This is a genomic window from Parasynechococcus marenigrum WH 8102, from assembly GCF_000195975.1.
Lineage (GTDB): Bacteria > Cyanobacteriota > Cyanobacteriia > PCC-6307 > Cyanobiaceae > Parasynechococcus > Parasynechococcus marisnigri.
Genome location: NC_005070.1, coordinates 1916448 through 1937362 on the forward strand (window position 1 = coordinate 1916448; position 20915 = coordinate 1937362).

Sequence of the window (20915 nt, forward strand, 5' to 3'; positions counted from 1 at the left end):
CAGAGACATATAAGTTTAGACAGTCGGTTTATGAGCCAATGGATGAAAGCCGCCAAAAATTCCCACGCAGCAATCACTCAGATCAGCGCCGCTCACCTTGATTCAACAACAACAAGGAAGGTAACAACAGGACGTTCAAAAGATAAGTCGCAGACCTTAATTGGGAAAATGAGTGCTCAGTTTCCGAGCCTGACCAAAAATATGAAAACCGATGTAGACAGAACGAGTGATGAATCTAAACAAAAGGGCAAACGCCGCAGAGGTCGTCGCAAATCGTCCTAATCAATTATTTGAGGAGATCTCGAAAACACCATCTTCAGGGCGATTGGACTTAAGTGCATCCCAATTAATGGCTTGCAGGAAAGCCTCTTCATCGTGTGTTTCCACAACATCTACGCCCCAGAAACCTTCTTGAAGCGGTGCACCTGGAGCAGCCAGAGAATCTTTGCGCCCACCAAGTGCCAATATGACGTGATCTGCACTTTGTCCAAGTTTAGACCTCAATTGCTTCCAAGACTTGACCAACTCCACTGCCATATCGTTGGGAGGCAAGTTTGAAGTCAATTCAATGATCCAATGAGGATGTTGAATGACTGTTGCAGAAATAATTGCCGAAGAATTCGAGACTATACCGTCAGCGAGAACTTGAGTTTCAAAGGGAGGGACATCTTTAGATTGAACCTGCAGGTTATGAGACAGAATAAATGTCGTCATTGGAAAAGACTTGTCCACTCAATCTTAACGGAACAACTACATAGCCGCGATTCAATCTGAGAAGCCTGCAGTCATCAAAAAAGGGGGGGGCTTATCGCCCCCCCCTCTCTCACAGCCGTTGCCAGTTCAAGACAGGGCGTTGATGGCGTAATCGAGATAGCTCTTGAATTCGTTGAGAGCCTGAGCGCTCATATCACGAGGTGCACATGCACGATCACGTGTGTAAGTGAGAGCTTCGATGTATGCGTTGGTTGGAAGACCAAGGGTGCGATACACCTCACGAGCACCAGCAATACCCCACTCGTCCAGAGGACCAGTACCACCAACAATAAGGCAGTAGTTGATCAGACGCAGGTAGTGACCAAGATCGCGATAGCACTTGTCGATCTTCACCTGGCTGTCACCGGCTTCACCGGGCTGCTTCAGGTAGGCGTACTTGTTGAAGCAGGCGTCGCCTGCTTCACGAGTTACGTTATCGAGGCCAGCGGCCAGCTTTTCAGCAGCCTCAAGGCGAGCAGCTGCACGCTGGATATTGCCCTGAACGGCTTCGAGGTCGTTCTGGGAAGGGAAGCGACCGGCTGCATCAGCAGCGGTCACAACAGTGGTGACGACGGATTTCATTTGAGATCCTTAGATAAGGGTGCTGAGAAGGAAAGAAGAAGACGAATTCAGCCGCCGATCAGCTGATTGCCCCGATCACGCGATCGAAGTAAGAACCTGCTTCAGACACCAGTGCAGAGCAATCGCCCTGTGTGGTTTCCATCTTGCGGTACTTTGCGCCACCGCTAGCAGGGGTGTTGGTTTGTCCGATCAGAGCCGTTGCTGCGGATTTCATGATCGCGACAGCGCGAGCTGCAGACTGAGTGGGAACACCCAGAGCGATGTAGGTCTCTTTCAGACCATTGAGGCAACGGTCATCCAGCACGGAAGCGTCGCCAGCCAGCAGGGCGTAGCTGATGTAGCGAAGAACGATCTCACCATCACGCAGGCATGCGGCCATGCGACGAGTGGGATAGCAGTTGCCACCGGCCTGGATCAGACCGGTGTTTTCGCAGATCATGCCTGTGACCGCATCCGAAACGATGCAATAGGCGTTGGAAGTGATGGCGTTAACAGCGTCCAAACGCTTGTTGCCATCCTGCACATAAGAACGGAGGCTAGCGAGCTCGCTACCACCAACAGGTGCAGTTTTGGCGTCAGCGCTGACGACTGTGCGGGAAAATGCGTCGAGCATTGGGGGCCAGACAGTTTTTTGTGGATGCGGTGCTTCGGAAACCGCCTTGGGAACTAGCCGCTAAGACTGGAGGCCCAAAGGGGGAAGATGCGCCCTGCTACGCTAAACCCCGGTTCCCGGCTGGGTTCCAAAACAGACGCGGTCACGCAAGAGTTTGTCACCTTGGGGCACGAGTCAACGACTACCGGCAAGACCGTCGACCATCAAGGCTTCCAAGCCGGTCGGTCAATGTCGTGGGTCAGAGACGAGGCCCTACGGAGCCAAGGCAGACAGGTAGAAGGTTTAAAATTTCAGAGTCAGTCAGCATTTCATGGATCAAACAGCCTCTGATCTGCCCAGCATTGAAGAATTACAGGAGTCTATTGACGAACTATCTGCATACCGAGAGAGACTTTTTCAGGATGTGGTCGGACTTGGAAAGAAGCTGCGCCTCTCGAAGAAAAAAATTGATTCGACAGTCGCTGAGCACGCAGAGCTAAAGCGTCTTGACGAAGTTATGTCACAACTTGTTGCGCAAAGAGATTCTCAGCAGTCTAAATCTTGAATTTTATTAGAAGGATTGATCCACAGTCTCAACACCTCAGCTCTGCAAGTTCAATCTAATGTTTCCCCTCCAGTCATATCCACCAATGACGATGGTGGATTTTTTCGAAGCAAGCCGTGGGACCTGGTTGAACCGACGTGCTGTTCATCATTTGGATCACCAGGATGATGAAGCAGCAGATTCTAATCTTGTTATCGAACCATTTAAAAATGATGATCCGGCAGTTCGCAGCATTTGCGAAGCCCTAAACATCAACATGATCGACAGTACTGGTGGAGCTAGATTTTGGTGGGAAAGTAATATTAAAAAAGGAGTCCGCAACGAAGATTATGCTGCTGTTGTCATCGATGTACCCAACCGAGATAATGCTCGAAAGGGTTTCTTACTACGAGATGTAGGATATGTTGAAAAGCAGGCGGTATTGAGCACTTACGTTTTTGCCGAAGATGGCGTGTTGACGATCACTACAAGATATGACACGAATATTGGAATTGAACGATGCTGGTTTGTGACTGATCAGATCCGAATGCGTGTCAGTTCTGTCCAATGCTTGGATGGTGTCGCAATGACTACCTACTGCACTGAATTTCGCTGTCCAACAGATGCTGATATCAATGCCATATCTGAGCATGCCAGGCAGATCGCTCGTTCGACTGCATCTATTGGAGCTTAACCATCATGTTTGATCCGTTTCTTGAGGAATTACAAACTGGAATTCAAGCCCGCGGTGGCATATCAGTTGAAGTTCCGGCCGGGCTGGAACACAATCAATCCCAGAAGGGCTCAAGCACCATCCAAAGCTGGCTTTGGCAGGTTCCAGGTTTTCGTCGCTGGCGCGTCACCCGACTTGATGCAGGTGACAGCCTTCAAGTTCTGAATTCCGTCGCATATCCCGATTTCGATTTGGACCATCCTTTGATGGGTGTTGATCTGCTCTGGTTTGGCGCACGTCAAAAGCTAGTTGCGGTTCTTGATTTTCAACCACTGGTTCAAGACAAAGACTATCTCGATCGTCATTTTGATGGTCTGAAAGATCTGAATGCTCGTTTCCCGGATCTAAACGGAGAAGAAACGATGCGATCTTTCGATCCGAATCAATACTTCTCATCATGGCTACTTTTTTGCCGTGGAGGTTCTGAAGAGGCTGACAGGTCACTGCCAAAGGCCTTCAGCGCCTTTTTGAAAGCCTATTGGGGTTTACACGATGAGGCTTCCAAGGAACCATCCTCAATCTCACCTGGAGATGTGGAACGGCTTCAGAACGCCTACGACGTGTACAGCGCCGAGCGTGATCCTGCCCATGGATTGTTCACCAGCCATTTCGGCAAGGAGTGGTCTGACCGGTTCCTGCACGAATTCCTTTTCCCTGCCAGTCAGCCCGCATGAGCATTGATCTCCGCGCGTCGAGCCTTGATCCCGTTCAGATTCCGGGGTGGCGATGGCAGCCCTTTCTCGATGAAGCCAGTGCTGCACTCAAGCCGTTCAACCCGTCTCCCTATCCCATAGCGGAAACGTTTCTGCAAAAGGAGGGCAGCACCGGTTCAAAAGCGAAACCCGTTCCGGTGACAACGGCGACCTGGGCCTGTTCCACAGACAAGTTGCGTCAGGTGCGTTGTGCCTGCGTTGAAGCGGGTATGGCTGCTTCGGTGCTCAATTTTGTGATCAACCCGAGCTGTCGGTTCGACCTGCCGTTCTTCGGAGCCGATCTGGTGACGCTTCCAAACGGCCATTTGCTCGCTCTGGATCTTCAACCGGTTGACAAGGCTGATCCCGATCACACCCAACCCGTGTGGGAGCGACTGATGCCGTTGTTCGAGCGCTGGCAAGCCGAACTCCCCGATGGAGGCCCCATCCCAGAAGAAGCCCAACCCTATTTCTCACCGGCGTTTCTCTGGACCCGCATCCCGCTTGGGGAGGAGGGGGATGAACTGATTGAACGCGTGATCCGCCCGGCCTTCATCGACTATCTGCAGCTTTACCTCAACCTCGTGGCTGAAGCGGAACCCGTGTCTGACGACCGTGCGGAATTGCTCCTTTCAGGCCAAAAGCGCTACACCGCGTATCGCGCCGAGAAGGATCCAGCCCGCGGCATGTTGACGCGGTTCTACGGGAGCGAGTGGACAGAGTCGTACATCCATGGCGTGCTGTTCGATCTCGAGGACGCCGCTTAACTCCCTTGTCGTACCAAGGGAGTTAAGCATTATGAACAGCCGTCGAAGCGCCCGCCTGGGCTTGGCGAGAATCGCATGGTCGGGATGCAGGCAATAGCCTTCGACCATCCCAATTGTCTGAGATTCCCCTCCAGACGTAGTTCACAGGAACAACAACCATGTTCGACGCCTTCACCAAGGTTGTCGCCCAGGCCGATGCCCGGGGACAATTCATCAGCACCAGCGAGATCGATGCCCTCGCTGCCATGGTTTCCGACAGCAACAAGCGTCTGGATGCCGTGAATCGCATCTCCAGCAACGCTTCCACCATCGTTGCTTCGGCTGCCCGTCAGCTGTTCGCTCAGCAGCCTTCACTGATCGCCCCCGGCGGCAACGCTTACACCTCCCGTCGCATGGCTGCTTGCCTGCGCGACATGGAGATCATTCTTCGCTACGTCACCTACTCCGCATTCACCGGCGACGCTTCCGTGATGGAAGACCGCTGCCTGAACGGCCTGCGTGAGACCTACCTGGCCCTCGGCACTCCCGGTGCTTCCGTTGCCGCCGGCGTGAACCTGATGAAGGACACTGCCCTGGCCATCGTCAACGACAAAGCTGGTATTTCCGCTGGCGACTGCGCTTCCCTGAGCAGCGAAATCGGCACCTACTTCGACCGCGCCGCCGCCTCCGTCGCCTGATCGACTCGTTAATCCGACGTCTTTCACTTCTCCCATCAACCAATGAAAACCCCACTTACCGAAGCTGTTGCTGCAGCTGATTCCCAGGGCCGTTTCCTGAGCAACACCGAAGTTCAGGCTGCTTCCGGTCGCTTCAACCGTGCCAAGGCCAGCCTCGAAGCGGCCAAAGCCCTCACGAGTAAGGCCGATTCCTTGGTGAACGGCGCAGCTCAAGCTGTGTACACCAAGTTCCCCTACACCACTCAGATGGAGGGGCCCAATTACTCAGCAACTCCCGAAGGCAAGTCCAAGTGTTCCCGTGACGTGGGCTACTACCTGCGCATGATCACCTACTGCCTGGTCGCTGGTGGTACTGGCCCCATGGACGACTACCTGATTGCCGGTCTGGCCGAAATCAACCGTACTTTCGAGCTCTCCCCTTCCTGGTACGTGGAAGCTCTGAAGCACATCAAGTCCAACCACGGCCTCTCTGGCGACGCCGCCACTGAAGCCAACAGCTACATCGACTACGCCATCAATGCTCTGACCTGATCGGTTAGACCACAGATGTGACAGCCCTCCTCATGGAGGGCTTTTTTTGTTCAAACAGCTTGGGCCAGGATTCTAAAAATGACCCCAACAGAGCAGAACTTTCTCAGCTTGCTTTGCGGCGAATACAGCAATCAGCAACAAGCATTGGATAACCCTCCTTTCTTTGCACATATTTTCCTGAGATACCGACCTTTAGAGCATCTCCAACCAGGATCCATTTTGTTAGAACAAAGCTATGCAGTTGACCCAAAGAATCCTTACCGACTACGCATGATCAGAGCAGAGGAACAATCACCTGGAATTATTAAGTTGTGGAACCATACCTTCCACGAGCCATCAAGATTTGCCAAAGCAACCTTTGATAAAGAATGTCGGCAGACCATTCAAGACAGCGACCTGATCTGCCTTGACCAATGTCACTACCAAGTTGAACACAAGAGCGACGGATATCATGGATCGATCGAACCAGGCTGTCGGTGTATGGTTACCCGAAATGGGCAAGAAACAGTCCTGGCCAGCACTTTTCACCTCCAGGAGGACTCATTAAAAACTCTTGACCGTGGTCATGACCCAAAAACGAATGCAAGACTTTGGGGTGCCATTGCAGGTGAATTTCAATTCAAACGAACAAAATCATGGGAAGCAAAGTGGGAACAAGACATTCATTCATGAGCATGGATACAAAGACCATTTTTCAAGCACATGAGACAGTGGGGCAAGCCTATAGAATGCAAAGCAAGTTTTGTAAAACAAAACTACCTTGATGCCAATTGACTCAGTTACAGCCGCTCTTGAAGCCCTCGACCACCAAGATGCGGGTGTTCGGTATCACGGTGCTTGGTGGCTCGGGAAAAACAGGTCGGCTGAGGGAGTACCACGATTGGTGGAATGCCTTCTAGACGAAAGGGACAAAACATGTACAGGCGGATACCCCCTAAGAAGGCAAGCAGCAAGATCACTGGGAATGATCAAAGACTCACGCTGTTTACCAGAGCTTCTTAAAACACTAGAAACAGATGACGTGCAATTGCATGAAGCAACACTTAGAGCCCTAATTCAAATCAAGAGTGATCAATGCTCAAGCTCACTCATTAACTACCTTGACCGAGATATTCCCAACAAACCAATAGAAGCGCTTATAGAAGCCTTAACAGAGCAAAGAATGTGGGATGTTTCAGAAAAGATCCAACCCTTTCTTAACGACAAATCAGAAAGGATCGCTGGCTCTGCAGCAGCTTTTTTCTACAGCTACACCGGTGAGATGACCTATTTAAACAAAGTTATCTCACTTCTTGATCACCAGAATCGCTTCATCAGGCAATCCGCTGCATTCGACCTAGCCCGTATCGGAACAATCAAAGCAACAGATCCAATCCTGACTGCCAAGATCCCCAACAACGTCAAGATGTTTGCCATAAAAGCCATACTCAATAAATCGCTCAGCCGAAGCAATCAAGCAGATTCTATTCCAGATACCGACCTCGCATCAATTCATTCCTCCCTCTTCAAAGCACTTGACAGTCTCGCCAGAGACAACTTTTCGGGGAACCTATTGATTGAGCAAGACAACCAAATTCCAGAAACCTATCCAGGAGACGGCTCAACAGAGAGCGATCTACTTTCAAATGCATTCGACAACCTAAGGTCACCATCCTTGACGAGCAGAAAATCAGGCATAAAACAACTCGTCCGTGGTGCTAATCGTTTCAAAATCGATCTTCTTGATCTGTACTTCTCAGAATCAGATCAAGACATCACAATGGGGCTGATCAAGGCCATGGCTGAACTCAAAAATCCCCATTACGCAAACGCACTTATTGATGCTATTGGGGTCGAAATTGGCAATCATTGCCAAGGAAACATTCGACGCGTCGCAGCGTGCGCCCTTGGTGACATCAATTGGAACGCGAAGATTTCGTCGCAATCACTGCATGCCGTTTTCAACAAACTCAAATGGACACTTCATTCACCTGAAGACTGGGGTTTGCGCTACAGCGCATGCTTGGCGCTGGAAGGAATTGGCAATGCCGATTCGATTAAACTCTTAAATGAAGCTAAAGCAAAAGAAACAGATCCAGTCCTCTCTGCACGCCTTGACAAGGCAATACTAAAATCAAAAAATAAGACTTCTATCCATCACATCGAAAACAAAAAAGTTCTCTAAAACTAATGATAAAAGTATTGTTCGTCTGCCTCGGCAACATCTGCCGATCACCAGCGGCCGAAGGCGTCTTCCTGCATCTGCTGGAGGAGCGAGGGCTGAGCGATCAGTTCGTGGTGGATTCCGCCGGCACCGGCGGCTGGCATGTGGGCAACCCCGCCGACCGACGTATGCAGGCCGCAGCCAACCGTCGCGGCATCCAGCTGCCCAGCCGCGCACGACAAATCAGCCTCGACGACTTCTCGGAGTTCGACCTGATGCTGACCATGGATAACAACAACCTGGCCGCGGTGCAGGGGCTGGCTCGCGAAGCCGGCGCACAAGCCACGGCAACCATTCAACCGATGCTCAGCTACGCCCGCCGCTTCTCAGAAACGGAGGTTCCGGATCCCTATTACGGCGGCGAAGCCGGCTTTGAACATGTGCTCGATCTGCTGGAGGACGCCTGCTCCAACCTGCTGGACGAGCTCAGCCCGCCGGCGTAGGCCAGGCCTCCTCAGGCACCCGGGCACGAAACTGCTCCACCAGGGCATCGATCACAGCGTCGATGCTCATGCCATCGGTCACCAGTTCCACGGCATCAATCGCCTGCACCAGCGGGGCCTCCTCCCGGGTGCTGTCGAGATGATCGCGCTCGGCGATCTGTGCTTCAAGCTCTGAGCGCTCCTGCACCGGAAAGCCCCGTTGTTCCAGGTCCAGGGCCCGGCGCCGGGCCCGTTCGGCCACCGTGGCCGTAAGAAACACCTTGAGATCGGCATCGGGGAACACGGCTGAGCCGATGTCGCGGCCCTCCGCCACCAGGCCACCTTTGGCACCCATTGCTTTCTGCTGGGTGGTGAGGGCCTGCCTCACGCAGCGGTGAGCGGCCACCACCGACACCGATCCCGTTACCTCAGGAGAACGGATCGCCTGACTGACATCCTCACCATTCACCATCACCTGCTGGCCACCACCCGGCAGCGACTGAAGCTGCAGATCCAGAGCACGCAGCAACGCGTCCACGGCCGCAGCATCCCCGGGTTCCACGCCCTGTTGTTGCACCAGCCACGTAACGGCGCGATACATCGCTCCGGTATCCAGGTAAATCAGGCCCAGACGCTCCGCGAACGCACGGGTCACCGTGCTTTTGCCAGCACCGGCAGGGCCATCGATGGCAACGAGGGGCTGGCGGGTCATCAGAAACGAGTGATCAATCAGGCGTGTCGTCCCGCAGCGCACCGCCGCGGCCAGCAGCGAGAGTGCCGTCTCCGAGCCGCAGGGCTGCAGGCTTTGGGGATCAACCCTCTCTACATACTCCACCTCGAGACCAGCAGCTGAAAGCCTCGAGCGGGTGACGTCCAATGGGGTGGTGCCATCAGCAGCACGCAACGCCGCGGGCAGCGCTGCTGCCTGGAGACGCTGCGCAGCCGACAGGTATTGATTGCGTGAACTCAACGCGAGGCCGTCCGCCTCGCGAACCGTGGCGACCCCGTGGATCTTCACAGGCAACACAAGATCAGCCACCAGCTGACGCAGGATCACCAGTTGCTGCCAGTCCTTCTCCCCCAGCCAGAGACCGGCGGGCCTCGTCAGCTCCAGCAGCCGAGCCACCACCGTGACCACCCCATCGAAGTGTCCGGGTCGATCAGCTCCGCACAGATGCTGCTGCAGGGCTGCAGGTGCCTGGCGAGCCGAATCGGCAGTGGCTCCATCGGGATAGATGGTCTGAACCGTGGGAGTCCAGAGCGCTGCTGCTCCGTAGCGATCCGCCAGAGCCAGATCGGCCTCCAAGCTGCGCGGATAACGTTCGAAGTCTTCGCCAGGGGCGAACTGAAGGGGGTTGACAAACACACTCACCAACACTGGGCCCTGCTCTGCCGCACGGCGGATCAGCTCCCCATGCCCCTGATGCAGACCCCCCATGGTCGGGACGAACTGAAGGGGTTGGCCGAGGCCGGAGTGGAATGCCGCCAGCTCAGCCTGCGTTGAGAGCAAGGCGGTGGTCAGCGCAACACCTCAAGCTTCACCTGGGCAATCCCGGAACTGATCAGCCCAAGGGTCGAGGCAGCACCGTGGCCCAGATCAATGACCCGGTGATCAACAAAGGGGCCTCGGTCGTTGATGCGAATCACCGCAGAGCGGCCGTTCCGGATATTGGTCACGCGCACCTTGGTTCCGAACGGCAAGGTGCGGTGGGCTGCCGTCATCGTCCCCTGGCGGTAGATCTCGCCGTTGGCCGTGTGATTTCCGTAGAAACCAGGCCCGTACCAGCTGGCCTCCCCGGTGATCACGCGCACCACCTCGGGCAGCAGCTTCAGCTTCGGCTCAGGCAGAACCGCCACGGGCGTTGGATCGACCGGTTCCTTCACCTCATCGGGCGTCAATGTGGCGCTGATGCTGCTGTCATAGCTGCTGTCCGGGTCAAGGTCGTCCTGGACCGACAGGTCGGAATCCAGGGGAGCAGCTTTGATGGGTTGAGAATCAATGTCCGAGTCGACGGCCAACTCCATTGGGTCGAGCGGCTTGAACAAATCCGAATCCTCAAAATCCTGCGCCACCACGGGGAATAGAGCTGCACTGGCTGAAATCGCCCCGGACAGACCCAGGAGGGTGAGAACAACACGCATGACGGACGGTCAGCAGGCCTCAGGAGACATGGCTCAGAAGCGGCGCAGACCTCAGCTGGTAAACGAGTTGATGTTAAGAAGTTCGTGACAAACACAACAGCAGGCACCAATCCAGCGGCTGGCACAGCAAATCTGGACACCCGTGGCGCGCATCAGCCGCTCACAGGCGAGGCCCCCACTGATCCCAAACGAAGGCATCAGCCAGACTTGGTCAAGTCATCAGCGAAACTGATGGCATCTTGATCCGGCTCGTCGACCGTCCCAAGGTCGCTGGGGTTGCAGGATCGATACAGGTTCTTCAGCCCATGGACTACAAGAGTGCTGGCGTTGACGTCGAGGCCGGGCGCGCCTTTGTTCAACGGATCAAATCGTCCGTCGAAGCAACACACCGCCAAGAGGTGGTCGGTGGTCTGGGGGGCTTCGGCGGCATGATGCGCCTGCCTGCTGGCCTGCGACAGCCCTTGTTGGTTTCAGGGACTGATGGTGTCGGCACCAAACTCGAATTGGCGCAGGACCATCAAGCCCACCACAACGTTGGGATCGACCTGGTGGCGATGTGCGTGAACGACGTGATCACATCCGGCGCCCAGCCGCTGTTTTTTCTCGACTACATGGCCACGGGCGCATTGAGCCCTGACGCCATGGCTGAGGTTGTTGAGGGCATCGCTGACGGCTGCCAGCAGAGCGGCTGCTCGCTGCTCGGCGGCGAAACCGCAGAAATGCCTGGCTTCTACCCAGCGGGTCGCTACGACCTGGCCGGGTTCTGCGTCGCCGTTGTTGAAGAAAACGAGCTGATTGATGGACAACAGGTTCAACCAGGTGATGCTGTGATCGGCGTGGCCAGCAGCGGTGTCCACAGCAACGGCTTCAGCCTGGTGCGCCGGGTGCTGGCCCAGGCCAAAGCGGATCGATCCACCCTGTACGGACCTGATCAGCGCCCGCTGATCGACGATCTGCTGAGACCCACACAGCTCTATGCCTCCCTGGTGAAGCATCTGCTCAGCAGCAGCCTTCCCATCCATGCCATGGCGCACATCACAGGTGGAGGACTGCCGGAGAACCTCCCCCGCTGCCTGCCGACTGGATGTCGCGCCCAGGTGAGCCCAACCAGCTGGGCACGCCCGCCCCTGTTCGACTGGCTCCAGAGCGCTGGTGGCATTCCGGAGCGGGACCTCTGGCACACCTTCAATCTCGGGATCGGTTTCTGTGTTGTGGTGCCGCGGGATCAAATCGACCGAACGGTCGCTGCCTGCCGTGCCCAGCAGCTCCAGGCCTGGCCGATTGGCAGCATCGTGGAAGGGAACCCTGAAGACGGGGTGATCGGCCTCCCCGACTAACAGGGGTATTGCATCACTCTCCAAAGAGATTGTTCAAGAGTCAGGCAAAGGGAAAGAACCGTTTAAGATGATTGCAAGCATTCTGGAGTTTTTCTCCGGACGCAGCGTCGATACATCGGCTTAACAACGTCATGCCATTTGATAGACCCCAGCGCACCACGCGCAGACGATCCTCTGCAGGTCCAACACCCCCACGTCGTCCGGTCGTCCCGGCCCATGAGCGTTCCAATGGCCACCGCCAATCACCCCGGCCGACCTTCCTCACCCTGAGGGACCACGGCAAGGTTTACGTCGCTGACATGCCTGATCTGTCCGACGGTCAGCTGTCCCACATCGGCAAAGAAGCCCAGGAAGTTCTCGACAGTCTTGAGCGACGGATCCACGGACTCGAGCAGAGCCTCGATCAGGGCCCCCTGGATCGGGACACGTTGATCAAGGCCTCCACCAAGCGCGACGTCACCCTTCGTTTCCTGCGCGCGATCGACGAGGAAAAACAACTCCGCAGCAACAACCCTGCCCTGCGGTCCGCGGCCTGGGAATCCCTGCCCAGGACCTTCCTTGAGGTCGCAAGGCACCGTCTCCCGGGAACCACCTTTGATTCCCTGCTCCAGGAAGCACTCAAGGCCTGCGAAGAGAGCCAGGCTGCTGCCGCCCCCGTACCACCACAGGAACGGGAGAACGTGATCCCCCTGCGCAGCGAGGCTGCCGCTGACAGTCTTCCTGTTGTGGTGAGTCCTGCTCCAGACAACGTCGCTGAAGCCTGAGGGCTTAAGCGCTTTGAAATGGGTTGGACGGTGTGCGCACCGTGCATTGCTGCCGCGCCACGGTCAGCTGATCCAGTTCTTCAGAGGTCAGTGACCATTTGAGGGTTCCGGCAACATCCCTAGCTTGCTTTGGGGTTCTAAGGCCCGGGATCGGCGTGGTCCCCTGGGCTCGACACCAGTTGAGGGCCACCTGGGCCATCGAAACACTGCGCTGGCCGGCAATGGTCGCCACAACGGCGCGAAGTGAGCGGCTGGCTGGTTGCAACCTGGCGAGCAGCTGCCGTTGCAGGACGGTTCTCGGTCGTCGCTCACCGTCTGGCGGCATGGTCAGCACACCGAAAGCAAGCGGGCTGTAGGCCAGCACCTCGATGCCACGCTCACGGCAGAGCTGTCGCAATGCATCAACCTTGGCGTCCCCCGATGAGAGCAGCGAATACTGCACCTGCACACTGCGCAGGGGAACTCCTCGCTCCGCCAGGCGTTGCTGCATCCAGGCCAGCCGTTTCGGGCCGATGTTGGATACCCCGATTTCGCTGATGGAGCCATCCAGAACGCGATCTGCCAGACCATCGAGAAGCTGCACCTCCTGCCAGGGGGCGTAGCGAGCAGTGCTCCAGTGCAGCTGCACGCGTCGTAGATGGCCCTGAAGCCGCTGACGACTCGCCTGAAGCGCCTGATCCAGGCCCCGCCGCCCGAGCCGCCAGGGGAAGGGCGCCAATTTGGTGGCGATGCAGAGATCCGCCCGTCGCGTCGCTGGCAGTCGTGCTGCGAACCGCCCCAGCAGCTGTTCACTACGACCATTGAGCCGCCCGGTGCCGTAGGAATCAGCGGTATCGATCAGGCCAAGACCCGATGCAAGGGCCTGGCGAAAGGTCTCCTCCAGAAGGCGGTCATCCCGTTCGGCGTCGTACCCCCACAACAGTTGATTGCCCCAGGCCCAGGTGCCGAATCCGATGCCGTTCAACGCGTCACCTCCTCTGCCCGTCATGATCGCCTCCATTGACGGACTCCCATGGCTGAACACCAGACGGCCACTTCCATGCCAACGGCGAACCCGGCAGCGGGTGAATCGACAGAACCGGTTGAGGAGCGCATCCTCTGCCAACACTGCCGGCGCACGGCAAGCAACGGCATCCGCTGTCTCGGCATGTGCGTGGCCGACAGCGACTACTGATGCTGCTGCCGCTTCTGTTGGTGCTGATGGGCATCCACGTCGCCAGCAGCGATGCAGTCGGCAACGACCGTTTCGGCCGTTTGGATACGGGCGTGTCCGGCTGTCGTCTGACTCAGGCCGAGCGCTCCATGGGCTGCCAGCGGCTGCAACTCAGCCAAACCAGCAGCATCGGTCTGCGCATCCGCTTCAGCGGACTCAGTGAAGAGGACCCGGGCCGGACCCACCAGCTGACATTCGTGACGGGCCCTGGCACCGGCGATCCGGTTTTGAGCTGTCAGAACGGACGCTGCCGCCTGGCCGCATCCTCCTGGAGCGGAACCATCACCAGCAGTTCCCTGGTGGTCTTCGATCAACGCGGTCTGCCGATCGGCTTGCCGAGCAATCGACCGACCACCGGTGCGTGCAGCATCAACGAACGACGCCTCAACTGCGAGAGTCAGACGCGTGATGGACTTCAACGAAGCGCGGAGGCCCGGCTGTGAATATCGATCGAAGGCGGCACCCAGATTCGAACTGGGGATAAAGGATTTGCAATCCTCTGCCTTACCACTTGGCCATGCCGCCGATCGGGAACGGCCGTTCCCATTAGGCGATCGTATCAGCCACAACGATGCTGGATTGCTGGTGGTCTGCAATGGCCACGGGGAGGATCTGATCGCTCTGCGGGTGCTGGAACAACTGCATGCCCAGTGCCCCGCCCTGAAGCTGGAAGTGCTGCCATTGGTGGGTCAGGGGCGTGTTTTTGACGATGCGATTCAGAACGGCTGGCTGCAACGGATCGGTCCAGCGGCCGCCCTCCCCAGTGGAGGATTCAGCAACCAGAGCATCACCGGATTGCTGGCGGACCTGAAGGCCGGCCTTCCCCTACTCAGCTGGCAACAGTGGCGCTTGATCGGTAAGCGGGCTCGCGCCGGCCTCAAGCTGCTGGCGATCGGTGATCTCCTCCCCCTGCTGATGGCCTGGAGCAGTGGCGCCCGTTATGGCTTCATCGGCACCCCGAAGAGCGACTACACCTGGTGCAGCGGCCCTGGCCAAAGCCCCAGCGATCGTTACCACCGGCTGAAAGGCAGCGAATGGGATCCATGGGAGTGGATGCTGATGCGAGCGGCACGCTGCCGGTTGGTGGCCATGCGCGATGGGTTGACCGCCCGCGGACTGCAGCGCCATGGCGTGCGGGCCCTGGCACCGGGCAATCCGATGATGGATGGCCTGGCGAACGGTGATCTTCCCGCCAGCCTTGGACGCTGCAGGCGGGTGCTGCTGCTGTGTGGAAGCCGCATACCAGAGGCCCTACGGAACTTCCGCCGGCTGCTGGATGGCGTCAGCCGGCTGAAGGCCGACCAGCCGATTGCCGTTCTTGTTGCTGTCGGCAGCCAACCGAGCCTGGATCAACTCGAACCAATCCTTCGCGATCAAAAGTTCCGCCGCGGCCTGCCTCCCTCCGACCAGCTCGATGCCGCGGCCTGCTGGGTGAAGGGACCTCTGCTGGTGCTGATCGGCGTGAAGCGTTTCCAAACCTGGGCCAGCTGGGCGGAAGCTGGCGTGGCCACCGCCGGCACCGCGACGGAACAACTGGTAGGGCTTGGAATTCCGGCCCTGTCACTGCCGGGGCCGGGGCCACAGTTCCAGTGGCCCTTCGCACGGCGCCAAAGCCGCCTGCTGGGGGGAGCTGTGCGCCCCTGCAGCTCCACGGAGGAGCTCCACGGCAGGTTGCAGCAACTGCTGGACAACCCGCCGCTGCGGGAACGCCTCGGTCGGATCGGCCAACGACGGATGGGGCCTCCCGGGGGAAGCGCCCGCCTTGCCGCGTTGATCCTGGAACGGCTGCACGGATACTGAAGGACCGCCACTGGGACCCATGGCAGCCATTCAGGACTCCGAATACGTCAAACTCTGCGCCCAACTGGCCAGCCGACTGAGCATCAGCCTGGCCAGTGCCCGGCGCCAGGTGGATCAGGCGGCAGCCCGCGAGGGCAAGCGTGACCTGGAGGGACGACGGGCCATGGCCCAATCCATGCTCACCGCCCTGGACAACAGCGACGAGGGAAGCGTCGAGCGCTTGACCGCGTTGCTGAGTTCGAGCGAGGGAGACGGCAACTTCATCCTCGAAGACTGAACGTTGAAGCTCAGTGCTCGAAGGTCTGGTTGAAGCGCATCCGATCCAGATCCGCGATCACAGGAATGCATCCGAAGCAACGCTGCGCCAGATCCCAGCGCCCCTCACGACGCAGCATGGCTTCCAGCTTCTGACGTGCCGGCAGCAGATAGCGCACATCATTGGCGGCGTAGGCGAGCTGAACATCGCTGAGCTCATCCACCCGGCCCCAGTCGCTGCTCTGGGCACCCTTGTCGAGTTCAACCCCGACCAGCTCCATCACCAGGTCCTTCAAACCATGGCGGGGTGTGTAGGTGCGACCAAGACGGCTACCCACCTTGGTGCAGAAGATGGGGCTGACGGCGATGCCGAGGCCGCTGGCCAGCGCTGCCACATCGAAGCGGGCGAAGTGGAAGACCTTTTCCACGGAAGCGGCCTCCAGGAGCCGCTGCAGATTGGGCGCCGAGGTCTGACCAAGTCCGATCCGAATGCAGCAGACCCGATCGTCGGCATCAGCGATCTGAACCAGGCAGAGACGATCACGGCCATGGATCAGACCCATCGCCTCGGTGTCCACCGCCAGGGCGGACATGCGCAGGTATCGCTCGGTCCAATCCGCATCCAGATCGCCGTCAAAGACCGCGAATTCAGCGGGAGCAGGAAGCGAATCGGCCATGGAAACACGCAGTCAGCAGCTCCAGTGTGGCCAGCGACAGGGCCGTCGGAACGCCACTGAAATTCCCTCTTGAATCTCAAAATGAGATCGACTTTGATGGAACCAGTGCTTCTGTTGCTGTGTTCTCCCGCCGCAAGCCGTCCAGAACCTGCCTGGCCGATATCGAACAGTATTTTCGCCAGCCACCACCACAGTTCCTCGACCTGGAACTGGCGGTGTGCTGGGTGCTCGAGTGCCTGCTGAAGGACGACAACTATCCCTCCGGGCTGCTGCAGAAACTGATGCGGGAGGAGCCCCAGCTGCGCCTTTCCGAGACGGTGCTTCAGCAGGCCTTGGACTTCCTCGAGCAACAGGGTTCCATCAGCACCTACACCCAGCGCTGCCCGAGCCGTGGTCGCCCCCGCCGGATGCTGCATCTGATGCCGGATGCCAGGGGCCAGGCCGAACAGCTGATGTCCCCGTGGCACAGCTGGCTGGAATCCCACCGGCTGGTGTTGAACTAACGCGATCAAAGACGGCTTAGAACAGTCGGACCTGAGAGCTGGTTCATGCCTGCGGGCTTTCAATCCACCCTGCTGCTGACCGTCCTGCTGGCGATTGGCCTGGTGTTTTTCCTGCGCGCCGCCAGCAAGGACCGCACCACCGTTGTGGATGTGCACTCCCCCAGGCCAGCCCTGGAGGTGTTGAGCGGTCTGAGCGACTGGCTGGAGCAACGGGGCTGGAGCCGGGACGGCGGCGATGCTGATCGGCAGGTGTTGCGCTTCCGGGGGTCTGTGGCCGCCAGCCAACCGCTGGCGGTGTTGTTGTCCGTTCTGGCCGCCATAGGCGGCACCTGTTTCGGCCTTGTGCTTCGCCAGCTGGCTCCGCAGCTCAGCTGGTGGCCGCTGCTGCTGATCCTGCTCGGCCCTGCGGCCGGCTCTGTTTACAGCCGGCGGGCAGCCCGCACCGAGGCGCTGGAACTGCAACTGCTGCAGGAGCACAACGAAGCCGGCATCACGGTTCGTCTTCGCGCGCACCGTGATGAGTTGATCGCCATCGAGCTGGAACTGGCGGACAGCCTTCAGCTCTCCAGTGACGGCTCCCTGCTGTCGTCACCGATCTGATCAGACGCATGCCCGGGCACACAAGCAGTCATCGGCAACGGTGCGGCAAACATCTCAGCCTCGGTGGGCTGGCGTTGACGCTTCTGCTCTGCCCCGCCACGACGGCCCAGCCACGCCAGAACTGGCTCACCCCTCAACCAAAACCCGCGCCACAGGCACCTAGGACGGCTCCAGCAACGCCATGCCCCGTCAGCGGCAACCCCGATCCCCTTCTGGGGCCCCGCACCCGCATGCCGGGACGCTGGGTTGGGCGGGGAGCGGTCAAGCCCGATCTGCCCATCGTGGTGATGGCCGGCCACGCCGATTCCCAGGCCATGGCCAGTGCCGGAACACCGGGCTTTGCCGTGGACAAGCGGCGTCAGGCGCCGATGGATCCCCGCATGCGGGACGAGCTGTACTGGAACCTGCAGGTGCAGAAGGCCGTGGTGCGGCTGGGGCGAACCCGAGGTCTCAACATCAGCGCCTACACACCACCGGCCCTCACCATCCGCAACGACGAGGACCCGAGAACCAACTGGTCCCAAGCCAAGACGCGTTCAGCCCGCGGCGACTACATCCTGGAGATTCACTTCGATGCCTACCGGCCCTACGGGTTCGGATCGGGTTTGATCCCGGCGATCAATCGACCTCTTCACGCAGTGGACGAGAGTCTTGCTCAGGCCTTCGGACGATTCCCACGACTCTTCCGTAGCGGCCTCGGTGGTCCCCGTCGTGGTATCGGCATCCTGGAAATCGCGATGCTGGAGCCGCCTCTGGAGAACAAGCTGCGCAACCCTTCCACCCGCTCCCAGACCCTGGAGTGCATTGCCGAGCGGGTGGTGAACGCCCTGGTTCAGGGGGTCAGTTGATGGCGCCGTGGGGGCGGCAGCGGTCCTCCAGGGATGCATCACCAAGCCAGTCCTGGGGTTTGGTGAACAGCTCCGTCAGCAGAGCTTCTCTGGAGCCGGCCTCGGCCTTGTAGCCGTATTCCCAGCGCACCAACGGCGGCAGCGACATCAGGATGGACTCGGTACGGCCGTTGGTCTGAAGGCCAAAGATCGTTCCCCGATCCCACACGAGGTTGAATTCCACGTACCGGCCACGGCGATAGAGCTGGAATTGACGCTCGCGATCGCCATAGGCCATCGGATGGCGCTTCTCCACGATCGGCGCATAGGACGGAAGAAAGGCCCGGCCATTGGCCTGCCCCAGGGCGAACAGTTGCTCCCAGCCCAGGGGGCGAGCCCCCAGCTGAGCCGATACCCCTGCCGCGGGACCTGAAGGGTCCTGTCCTTTGTAGAGCACACCGCTGGAATCCTGATAGTCGTAGAAGATGCCACCGACGCCGCGGGTCTCACCGCGGTGCTTCAAGAAGAAGTACTCATCGCACCAGGGCTTGAACACCTTGTGCAGGTCTGGATGGACCGAATCGCAGGCCGCCTGATGGGTGCGATGGAAGTGACGGGCATCCTCCAGAAAGGGGTAGTAGGGCGTGAGGTCTGCCCCACCGCCGAACCACCACACCGGACCAGCCTCGAAGTAGCGGTAATTGAGATGAACCGTAGGGATGTAAGGGTTGTGCGGGTGCAGCACCATCGAGGTGCCCGTGGCAAACCACGGATGTCCCTTGGCCTCAGGACGTTGCTTGAGGATTGACGGTGGCAGCTCCTGACCCTGCACTTCCGAGAAGTTCACGCCGCCCTGCTCGAAGACAAGGCCCTCGCGCATCACCCGGGATCGCCCGCCGCCTCCCTCAGGCCGCTCCCAGCTCTCTTCGACGAATGTCCCTTCACCATCGAGGGACTCCAGACCTGCGCAGATCTCATCCTGCAATCCCATCACCATGGCCCGAGCCCGGGCCCGGGAATCCTCAGGCGGCAGCTCCAAAGCCGGCGCTGCGGTCCCATTGTTCTGTGAGCGGCCAAGCAGGCGTCGAACCAGGGAGCGAACCATGAAGGCAGACCATTCGATCGAAGAACCTAAACAGGTGATGCCAGCCCAAGACAACACTCCGTCAGGGACTGTCACGGGAGGGCGCCCCTAGGATCCAGCCCGCAGCAGCACAATCCGATGGTTTCGGTCGAGCAGGCAAACGGCGTTCTTGCTCAGATCCAGGATGCGGGCAGCGGCCGTGCCGTGACGGAACTCAGCTGGATTGATCAAATCCGGGTGGAAGGATCCCGTGTGGTCTTCCGACTCGCCCTGCCCGGTTTTGCCCAGGGGCAGCGTGAACGCATCGCTGGCGAAGCCCGTCAAGCGCTGCTGAGCTTGGACGGAATCGATGATGTGCAGATCGAACTGGGGCAGCCCCCCAGCCAGGGGGGAATCGGCCAGGCCGGCCATGGACAACCTGCAGAGCGTCAGTCCATCCCAGGCGTCCGCCAGGTGATCGCCGTCAGCAGCGGCAAGGGGGGCGTCGGCAAGAGCACCGTTGCGGTGAATCTGGCCTGCGCCCTGGCGCAGCAGGGGCTGAGCGTGGGGTTACTCGATGCCGACATCTACGGCCCGAATGCACCGACGATGCTCGGAGTGGCCGATCGCACACCGGAGGTGCGCGGCAGTGGCGACACGCAGCGGATGGTGCCGATTGAAAGCTGCGGCGTCGCCATGGTCTCGATGGGGTTACTGATCGATGAACATCAGCCGGTGATCTGGCGTGGTCCGATGCTGAACGGCATCATCCGCCAGTTCCTGTACCAGGCCGATTGGGGTGAGCGCGACGTCCTGGTGGTGGATCTTCCCCCCGGCACTGGCGACGCCCAGCTGTCCCTGGCCCAGGCCGTGCCCATGGCCGGCGTCGTCATCGTGACCACACCACAACAGGTCTCCCTGCAGGACGCCCGCCGTGGCTTGGCCATGTTCCGGCAACTGGGCATTCCGGTGCTTGGCGTCGCGGAAAACATGAGCGCCTTCATTCCGCCGGATCGCCCCGAACAGCGCTACGCCCTGTTCGGCAGTGGCGGCGGAGCCACCCTCGCTGCGGACTATGACGTGCCCCTTCTGGCGCAGATCCCCATGGAGATGCCGGTGCAGGAAGGGGGTGACAGCGGACGCCCCATCGTGATCAGCCGGCCTGATTCCGCCAGTGCGCTGGAATTCCAGGGACTGGCTGAACGGGTGCTTCAGCAGGTCACCACAACGGCCTGACG

At 58.8% G+C, this 20915-nt stretch carries 28 protein-coding genes and 1 tRNA gene; 20 read left to right on the forward strand and 9 right to left on the reverse strand.

The window, feature by feature from the left end; genetic code table 11:
• The first annotated feature begins 42 nt into the window (after positions 1–42).
• Positions 43–282: a hypothetical protein gene (locus TX72_RS14000; protein ID WP_148228813.1), complete on the forward strand. Its 240-nt coding sequence runs from the start codon at positions 43–45 to the stop codon at positions 280–282.
• Here the strand turns inward: TX72_RS14000 and TX72_RS13345 are convergent, their stop codons facing one another.
• The 3 genes from TX72_RS13345 to cpeB all read right to left on the reverse strand — a co-directional run bounded on the left by TX72_RS13345 (position 283) and on the right by cpeB (position 1948).
• Complete coding sequence (locus tag TX72_RS13345) at positions 283–732, reverse strand: DUF2656 family protein (RefSeq protein WP_318655395.1); 450 nt, start codon at positions 730–732, stop codon at positions 283–285.
• 108 nt (positions 733–840) lie between these two features.
• On the reverse strand, positions 841–1335 hold the full coding sequence (cpeA, locus tag TX72_RS10130) for a C-phycoerythrin subunit alpha (protein WP_011128874.1): 495 nt from the start codon (positions 1333–1335) through the stop codon (positions 841–843).
• Between the two features lie 58 nt (positions 1336–1393).
• The gene (gene cpeB / locus TX72_RS10135; RefSeq protein ID WP_011128875.1) at positions 1394–1948 is read right to left on the reverse strand and encodes a phycoerythrin subunit beta; all 555 of its coding nucleotides are present in this window, start codon (positions 1946–1948) and stop codon (positions 1394–1396) included.
• Positions 1949–2258: 310 nt separating this feature from the next.
• Between cpeB and TX72_RS10140 the strand changes: the two genes are divergently transcribed.
• From TX72_RS10140 to TX72_RS10170, 9 genes are all read left to right on the forward strand, one after another.
• Entirely contained in the window at positions 2259–2492 is a 234-nt protein-coding gene (locus tag TX72_RS10140; RefSeq protein ID WP_042503830.1) for a DUF8630 family protein, read from the forward strand.
• A gap of 91 nt (positions 2493–2583) precedes the next feature.
• Positions 2584–3165 (forward strand): phycobiliprotein lyase, encoded by a 582-nt coding sequence (locus TX72_RS13350; RefSeq protein ID WP_144416645.1) that lies wholly within the window; start codon positions 2584–2586, stop codon positions 3163–3165.
• A 5-nt stretch (positions 3166–3170) separates the two neighbouring features.
• Positions 3171–3878 (forward strand): 15,16-dihydrobiliverdin:ferredoxin oxidoreductase, encoded by a 708-nt coding sequence (locus TX72_RS10145; RefSeq protein WP_011128878.1) that lies wholly within the window; start codon positions 3171–3173, stop codon positions 3876–3878.
• Positions 3875–4663, forward strand: a complete 789-nt coding sequence (locus tag TX72_RS10150) for a phycoerythrobilin:ferredoxin oxidoreductase (RefSeq protein ID WP_011128879.1) — start codon at positions 3875–3877, stop codon at positions 4661–4663. Before TX72_RS10145 ends, TX72_RS10150 begins: the two co-directional genes overlap by 4 nt.
• A gap of 158 nt (positions 4664–4821) precedes the next feature.
• Positions 4822–5340, forward strand: coding sequence for a C-phycocyanin subunit beta (cpcB, locus tag TX72_RS10155; protein ID WP_011128880.1), 519 nt, complete (start codon positions 4822–4824; stop codon positions 5338–5340).
• A 42-nt stretch (positions 5341–5382) separates the two neighbouring features.
• Complete coding sequence (gene cpcA, locus TX72_RS10160) at positions 5383–5871, forward strand: C-phycocyanin subunit alpha (protein WP_011128881.1); 489 nt, start codon at positions 5383–5385, stop codon at positions 5869–5871.
• 78 nt (positions 5872–5949) lie between these two features.
• Entirely contained in the window at positions 5950–6543 is a 594-nt protein-coding gene (locus TX72_RS13355; protein WP_011128882.1) for a chromophore lyase CpcT/CpeT, read from the forward strand.
• A gap of 91 nt (positions 6544–6634) precedes the next feature.
• The gene (locus tag TX72_RS10165; protein ID WP_011128883.1) at positions 6635–8035 is read left to right on the forward strand and encodes a HEAT repeat domain-containing protein; all 1401 of its coding nucleotides are present in this window, start codon (positions 6635–6637) and stop codon (positions 8033–8035) included.
• 5 nt (positions 8036–8040) lie between these two features.
• Positions 8041–8517, forward strand: a complete 477-nt coding sequence (locus TX72_RS10170) for a low molecular weight protein-tyrosine-phosphatase (protein ID WP_011128884.1) — start codon at positions 8041–8043, stop codon at positions 8515–8517.
• Here TX72_RS10170 and TX72_RS10175 read toward each other — a convergent pair.
• Positions 8501–10006: a bifunctional pantoate--beta-alanine ligase/(d)CMP kinase gene (locus TX72_RS10175; protein ID WP_011128885.1), complete on the reverse strand. Its 1506-nt coding sequence runs from the start codon at positions 10004–10006 to the stop codon at positions 8501–8503. The two genes, TX72_RS10170 and TX72_RS10175, sit on opposite strands and share 17 nt — an antisense overlap.
• A gap of 8 nt (positions 10007–10014) precedes the next feature.
• Positions 10015–10638, reverse strand: coding sequence for a septal ring lytic transglycosylase RlpA family protein (locus TX72_RS10180; protein ID WP_011128886.1), 624 nt, complete (start codon positions 10636–10638; stop codon positions 10015–10017).
• Positions 10639–10943: 305 nt separating this feature from the next.
• On the opposite strand from TX72_RS10180, the gene purM reads away from it, so the two are divergent.
• Positions 10944–11975: a phosphoribosylformylglycinamidine cyclo-ligase gene (purM, locus tag TX72_RS10185; RefSeq protein ID WP_011128887.1), complete on the forward strand. Its 1032-nt coding sequence runs from the start codon at positions 10944–10946 to the stop codon at positions 11973–11975.
• A gap of 131 nt (positions 11976–12106) precedes the next feature.
• Complete coding sequence (locus TX72_RS10190; RefSeq protein ID WP_011128888.1) at positions 12107–12739, forward strand: DUF8655 family protein; 633 nt, start codon at positions 12107–12109, stop codon at positions 12737–12739.
• Between the two features lie 4 nt (positions 12740–12743).
• Here the strand turns inward: TX72_RS10190 and TX72_RS10195 are convergent, their stop codons facing one another.
• Positions 12744–13727, reverse strand: coding sequence for an aldo/keto reductase (locus TX72_RS10195; protein WP_173358507.1), 984 nt, complete (start codon positions 13725–13727; stop codon positions 12744–12746).
• A gap of 24 nt (positions 13728–13751) precedes the next feature.
• On the opposite strand from TX72_RS10195, the gene TX72_RS14525 reads away from it, so the two are divergent.
• Together TX72_RS14525 and TX72_RS10200 are read left to right on the forward strand one after the other, a co-directional pair.
• Positions 13752–13913, forward strand: a complete 162-nt coding sequence (locus TX72_RS14525; protein ID WP_011128890.1) for a DUF8639 family protein — start codon at positions 13752–13754, stop codon at positions 13911–13913.
• A complete protein-coding gene (locus TX72_RS10200; RefSeq protein ID WP_011128891.1) occupies positions 13913–14395 on the forward strand; it encodes a hypothetical protein in 483 nt (160 codons plus the stop codon). The genes TX72_RS14525 and TX72_RS10200 overlap by 1 nt, the downstream gene beginning before the upstream one ends.
• A gap of 11 nt (positions 14396–14406) precedes the next feature.
• Here the strand turns inward: TX72_RS10200 and TX72_RS10205 are convergent.
• Positions 14407–14477, reverse strand: a tRNA-Cys gene (locus TX72_RS10205).
• A 54-nt stretch (positions 14478–14531) separates the two neighbouring features.
• On the opposite strand from TX72_RS10205, the gene TX72_RS10210 reads away from it, so the two are divergent.
• Together TX72_RS10210 and TX72_RS10215 are read left to right on the forward strand one after the other, a co-directional pair.
• Positions 14532–15752: a lipid-A-disaccharide synthase-related protein gene (locus tag TX72_RS10210; protein WP_011128892.1), complete on the forward strand. Its 1221-nt coding sequence runs from the start codon at positions 14532–14534 to the stop codon at positions 15750–15752.
• Between the two features lie 19 nt (positions 15753–15771).
• On the forward strand, positions 15772–16029 hold the full coding sequence (locus tag TX72_RS10215; RefSeq protein WP_011128893.1) for a DUF8658 family protein: 258 nt from the start codon (positions 15772–15774) through the stop codon (positions 16027–16029).
• Between the two features lie 10 nt (positions 16030–16039).
• On the opposite strand, the gene TX72_RS10220 is transcribed toward TX72_RS10215, so the two are convergent.
• The gene (locus TX72_RS10220; protein WP_011128894.1) at positions 16040–16684 is read right to left on the reverse strand and encodes a ribonuclease D; all 645 of its coding nucleotides are present in this window, start codon (positions 16682–16684) and stop codon (positions 16040–16042) included.
• A gap of 119 nt (positions 16685–16803) precedes the next feature.
• Between TX72_RS10220 and TX72_RS10225 the strand changes: the two genes are divergently transcribed.
• From TX72_RS10225 to TX72_RS10235, 3 genes are read left to right on the forward strand one after another with little or no spacing between them, the layout of a single operon-like run.
• Complete coding sequence (locus TX72_RS10225; protein WP_042504448.1) at positions 16804–17187, forward strand: helix-turn-helix transcriptional regulator; 384 nt, start codon at positions 16804–16806, stop codon at positions 17185–17187.
• 45 nt (positions 17188–17232) lie between these two features.
• Entirely contained in the window at positions 17233–17787 is a 555-nt protein-coding gene (locus TX72_RS10230; RefSeq protein ID WP_011128896.1) for a cofactor assembly of complex C subunit B, read from the forward strand.
• A gap of 8 nt (positions 17788–17795) precedes the next feature.
• Complete coding sequence (locus TX72_RS10235) at positions 17796–18635, forward strand: hypothetical protein (protein WP_011128897.1); 840 nt, start codon at positions 17796–17798, stop codon at positions 18633–18635.
• On the opposite strand, the gene hemF is transcribed toward TX72_RS10235, so the two are convergent.
• Positions 18628–19719: an oxygen-dependent coproporphyrinogen oxidase gene (gene hemF / locus TX72_RS10240; protein ID WP_042503844.1), complete on the reverse strand. Its 1092-nt coding sequence runs from the start codon at positions 19717–19719 to the stop codon at positions 18628–18630. The genes TX72_RS10235 and hemF overlap by 8 nt on opposite strands.
• Before the next feature lie 117 nt (positions 19720–19836).
• On the opposite strand from hemF, the gene TX72_RS10245 reads away from it, so the two are divergent.
• A complete protein-coding gene (locus tag TX72_RS10245) occupies positions 19837–20913 on the forward strand; it encodes an Mrp/NBP35 family ATP-binding protein (RefSeq protein WP_011128899.1) in 1077 nt (358 codons plus the stop codon).
• The last annotated feature ends 2 nt before the right edge of the window (positions 20914–20915 follow it).

What these genes read in the sequence shown, in the direction of transcription:
- TX72_RS14000 (WP_148228813.1), top strand. Translation starts at nt 43, where the DNA reads ATGAAAGCCGCCAAAAATTCCCACGCAGCAATCACTCAGATCAGCGCC.
- cpeA (WP_011128874.1), bottom strand. Translation starts at nt 1,335, where the DNA reads ATGAAATCCGTCGTCACCACTGTTGTGACCGCTGCTGATGCAGCCGGT.
- cpeB (WP_011128875.1), bottom strand. Translation starts at nt 1,948, where the DNA reads ATGCTCGACGCATTTTCCCGCACAGTCGTCAGCGCTGACGCCAAAACT.
- TX72_RS10140 (WP_042503830.1), top strand. Translation starts at nt 2,259, where the DNA reads ATGGATCAAACAGCCTCTGATCTGCCCAGCATTGAAGAATTACAGGAG.
- TX72_RS13350 (WP_144416645.1), top strand. Translation starts at nt 2,584, where the DNA reads ATGGTGGATTTTTTCGAAGCAAGCCGTGGGACCTGGTTGAACCGACGT.
- TX72_RS10145 (WP_011128878.1), top strand. Translation starts at nt 3,171, where the DNA reads ATGTTTGATCCGTTTCTTGAGGAATTACAAACTGGAATTCAAGCCCGC.
- TX72_RS10150 (WP_011128879.1), top strand. Translation starts at nt 3,875, where the DNA reads ATGAGCATTGATCTCCGCGCGTCGAGCCTTGATCCCGTTCAGATTCCG.
- cpcB (WP_011128880.1), top strand. Translation starts at nt 4,822, where the DNA reads ATGTTCGACGCCTTCACCAAGGTTGTCGCCCAGGCCGATGCCCGGGGA.
- cpcA (WP_011128881.1), top strand. Translation starts at nt 5,383, where the DNA reads ATGAAAACCCCACTTACCGAAGCTGTTGCTGCAGCTGATTCCCAGGGC.
- TX72_RS13355 (WP_011128882.1), top strand. Translation starts at nt 5,950, where the DNA reads ATGACCCCAACAGAGCAGAACTTTCTCAGCTTGCTTTGCGGCGAATAC.
- TX72_RS10165 (WP_011128883.1), top strand. Translation starts at nt 6,635, where the DNA reads ATGCCAATTGACTCAGTTACAGCCGCTCTTGAAGCCCTCGACCACCAA.
- TX72_RS10170 (WP_011128884.1), top strand. Translation starts at nt 8,041, where the DNA reads ATGATAAAAGTATTGTTCGTCTGCCTCGGCAACATCTGCCGATCACCA.
- TX72_RS10180 (WP_011128886.1), bottom strand. Translation starts at nt 10,638, where the DNA reads ATGCGTGTTGTTCTCACCCTCCTGGGTCTGTCCGGGGCGATTTCAGCC.
- purM (WP_011128887.1), top strand. Translation starts at nt 10,944, where the DNA reads ATGGACTACAAGAGTGCTGGCGTTGACGTCGAGGCCGGGCGCGCCTTT.
- TX72_RS10190 (WP_011128888.1), top strand. Translation starts at nt 12,107, where the DNA reads ATGCCATTTGATAGACCCCAGCGCACCACGCGCAGACGATCCTCTGCA.
- TX72_RS10195 (WP_173358507.1), bottom strand. Translation starts at nt 13,727, where the DNA reads ATGACGGGCAGAGGAGGTGACGCGTTGAACGGCATCGGATTCGGCACC.
- TX72_RS14525 (WP_011128890.1), top strand. Translation starts at nt 13,752, where the DNA reads ATGGCTGAACACCAGACGGCCACTTCCATGCCAACGGCGAACCCGGCA.
- TX72_RS10200 (WP_011128891.1), top strand. Translation starts at nt 13,913, where the DNA reads ATGCTGCTGCCGCTTCTGTTGGTGCTGATGGGCATCCACGTCGCCAGC.
- TX72_RS10215 (WP_011128893.1), top strand. Translation starts at nt 15,772, where the DNA reads ATGGCAGCCATTCAGGACTCCGAATACGTCAAACTCTGCGCCCAACTG.
- TX72_RS10220 (WP_011128894.1), bottom strand. Translation starts at nt 16,684, where the DNA reads ATGGCCGATTCGCTTCCTGCTCCCGCTGAATTCGCGGTCTTTGACGGC.
- TX72_RS10230 (WP_011128896.1), top strand. Translation starts at nt 17,233, where the DNA reads ATGCCTGCGGGCTTTCAATCCACCCTGCTGCTGACCGTCCTGCTGGCG.
- TX72_RS10235 (WP_011128897.1), top strand. Translation starts at nt 17,796, where the DNA reads ATGCCCGGGCACACAAGCAGTCATCGGCAACGGTGCGGCAAACATCTC.
- hemF (WP_042503844.1), bottom strand. Translation starts at nt 19,719, where the DNA reads ATGGTTCGCTCCCTGGTTCGACGCCTGCTTGGCCGCTCACAGAACAAT.
- TX72_RS10245 (WP_011128899.1), top strand. Translation starts at nt 19,837, where the DNA reads ATGGTTTCGGTCGAGCAGGCAAACGGCGTTCTTGCTCAGATCCAGGAT.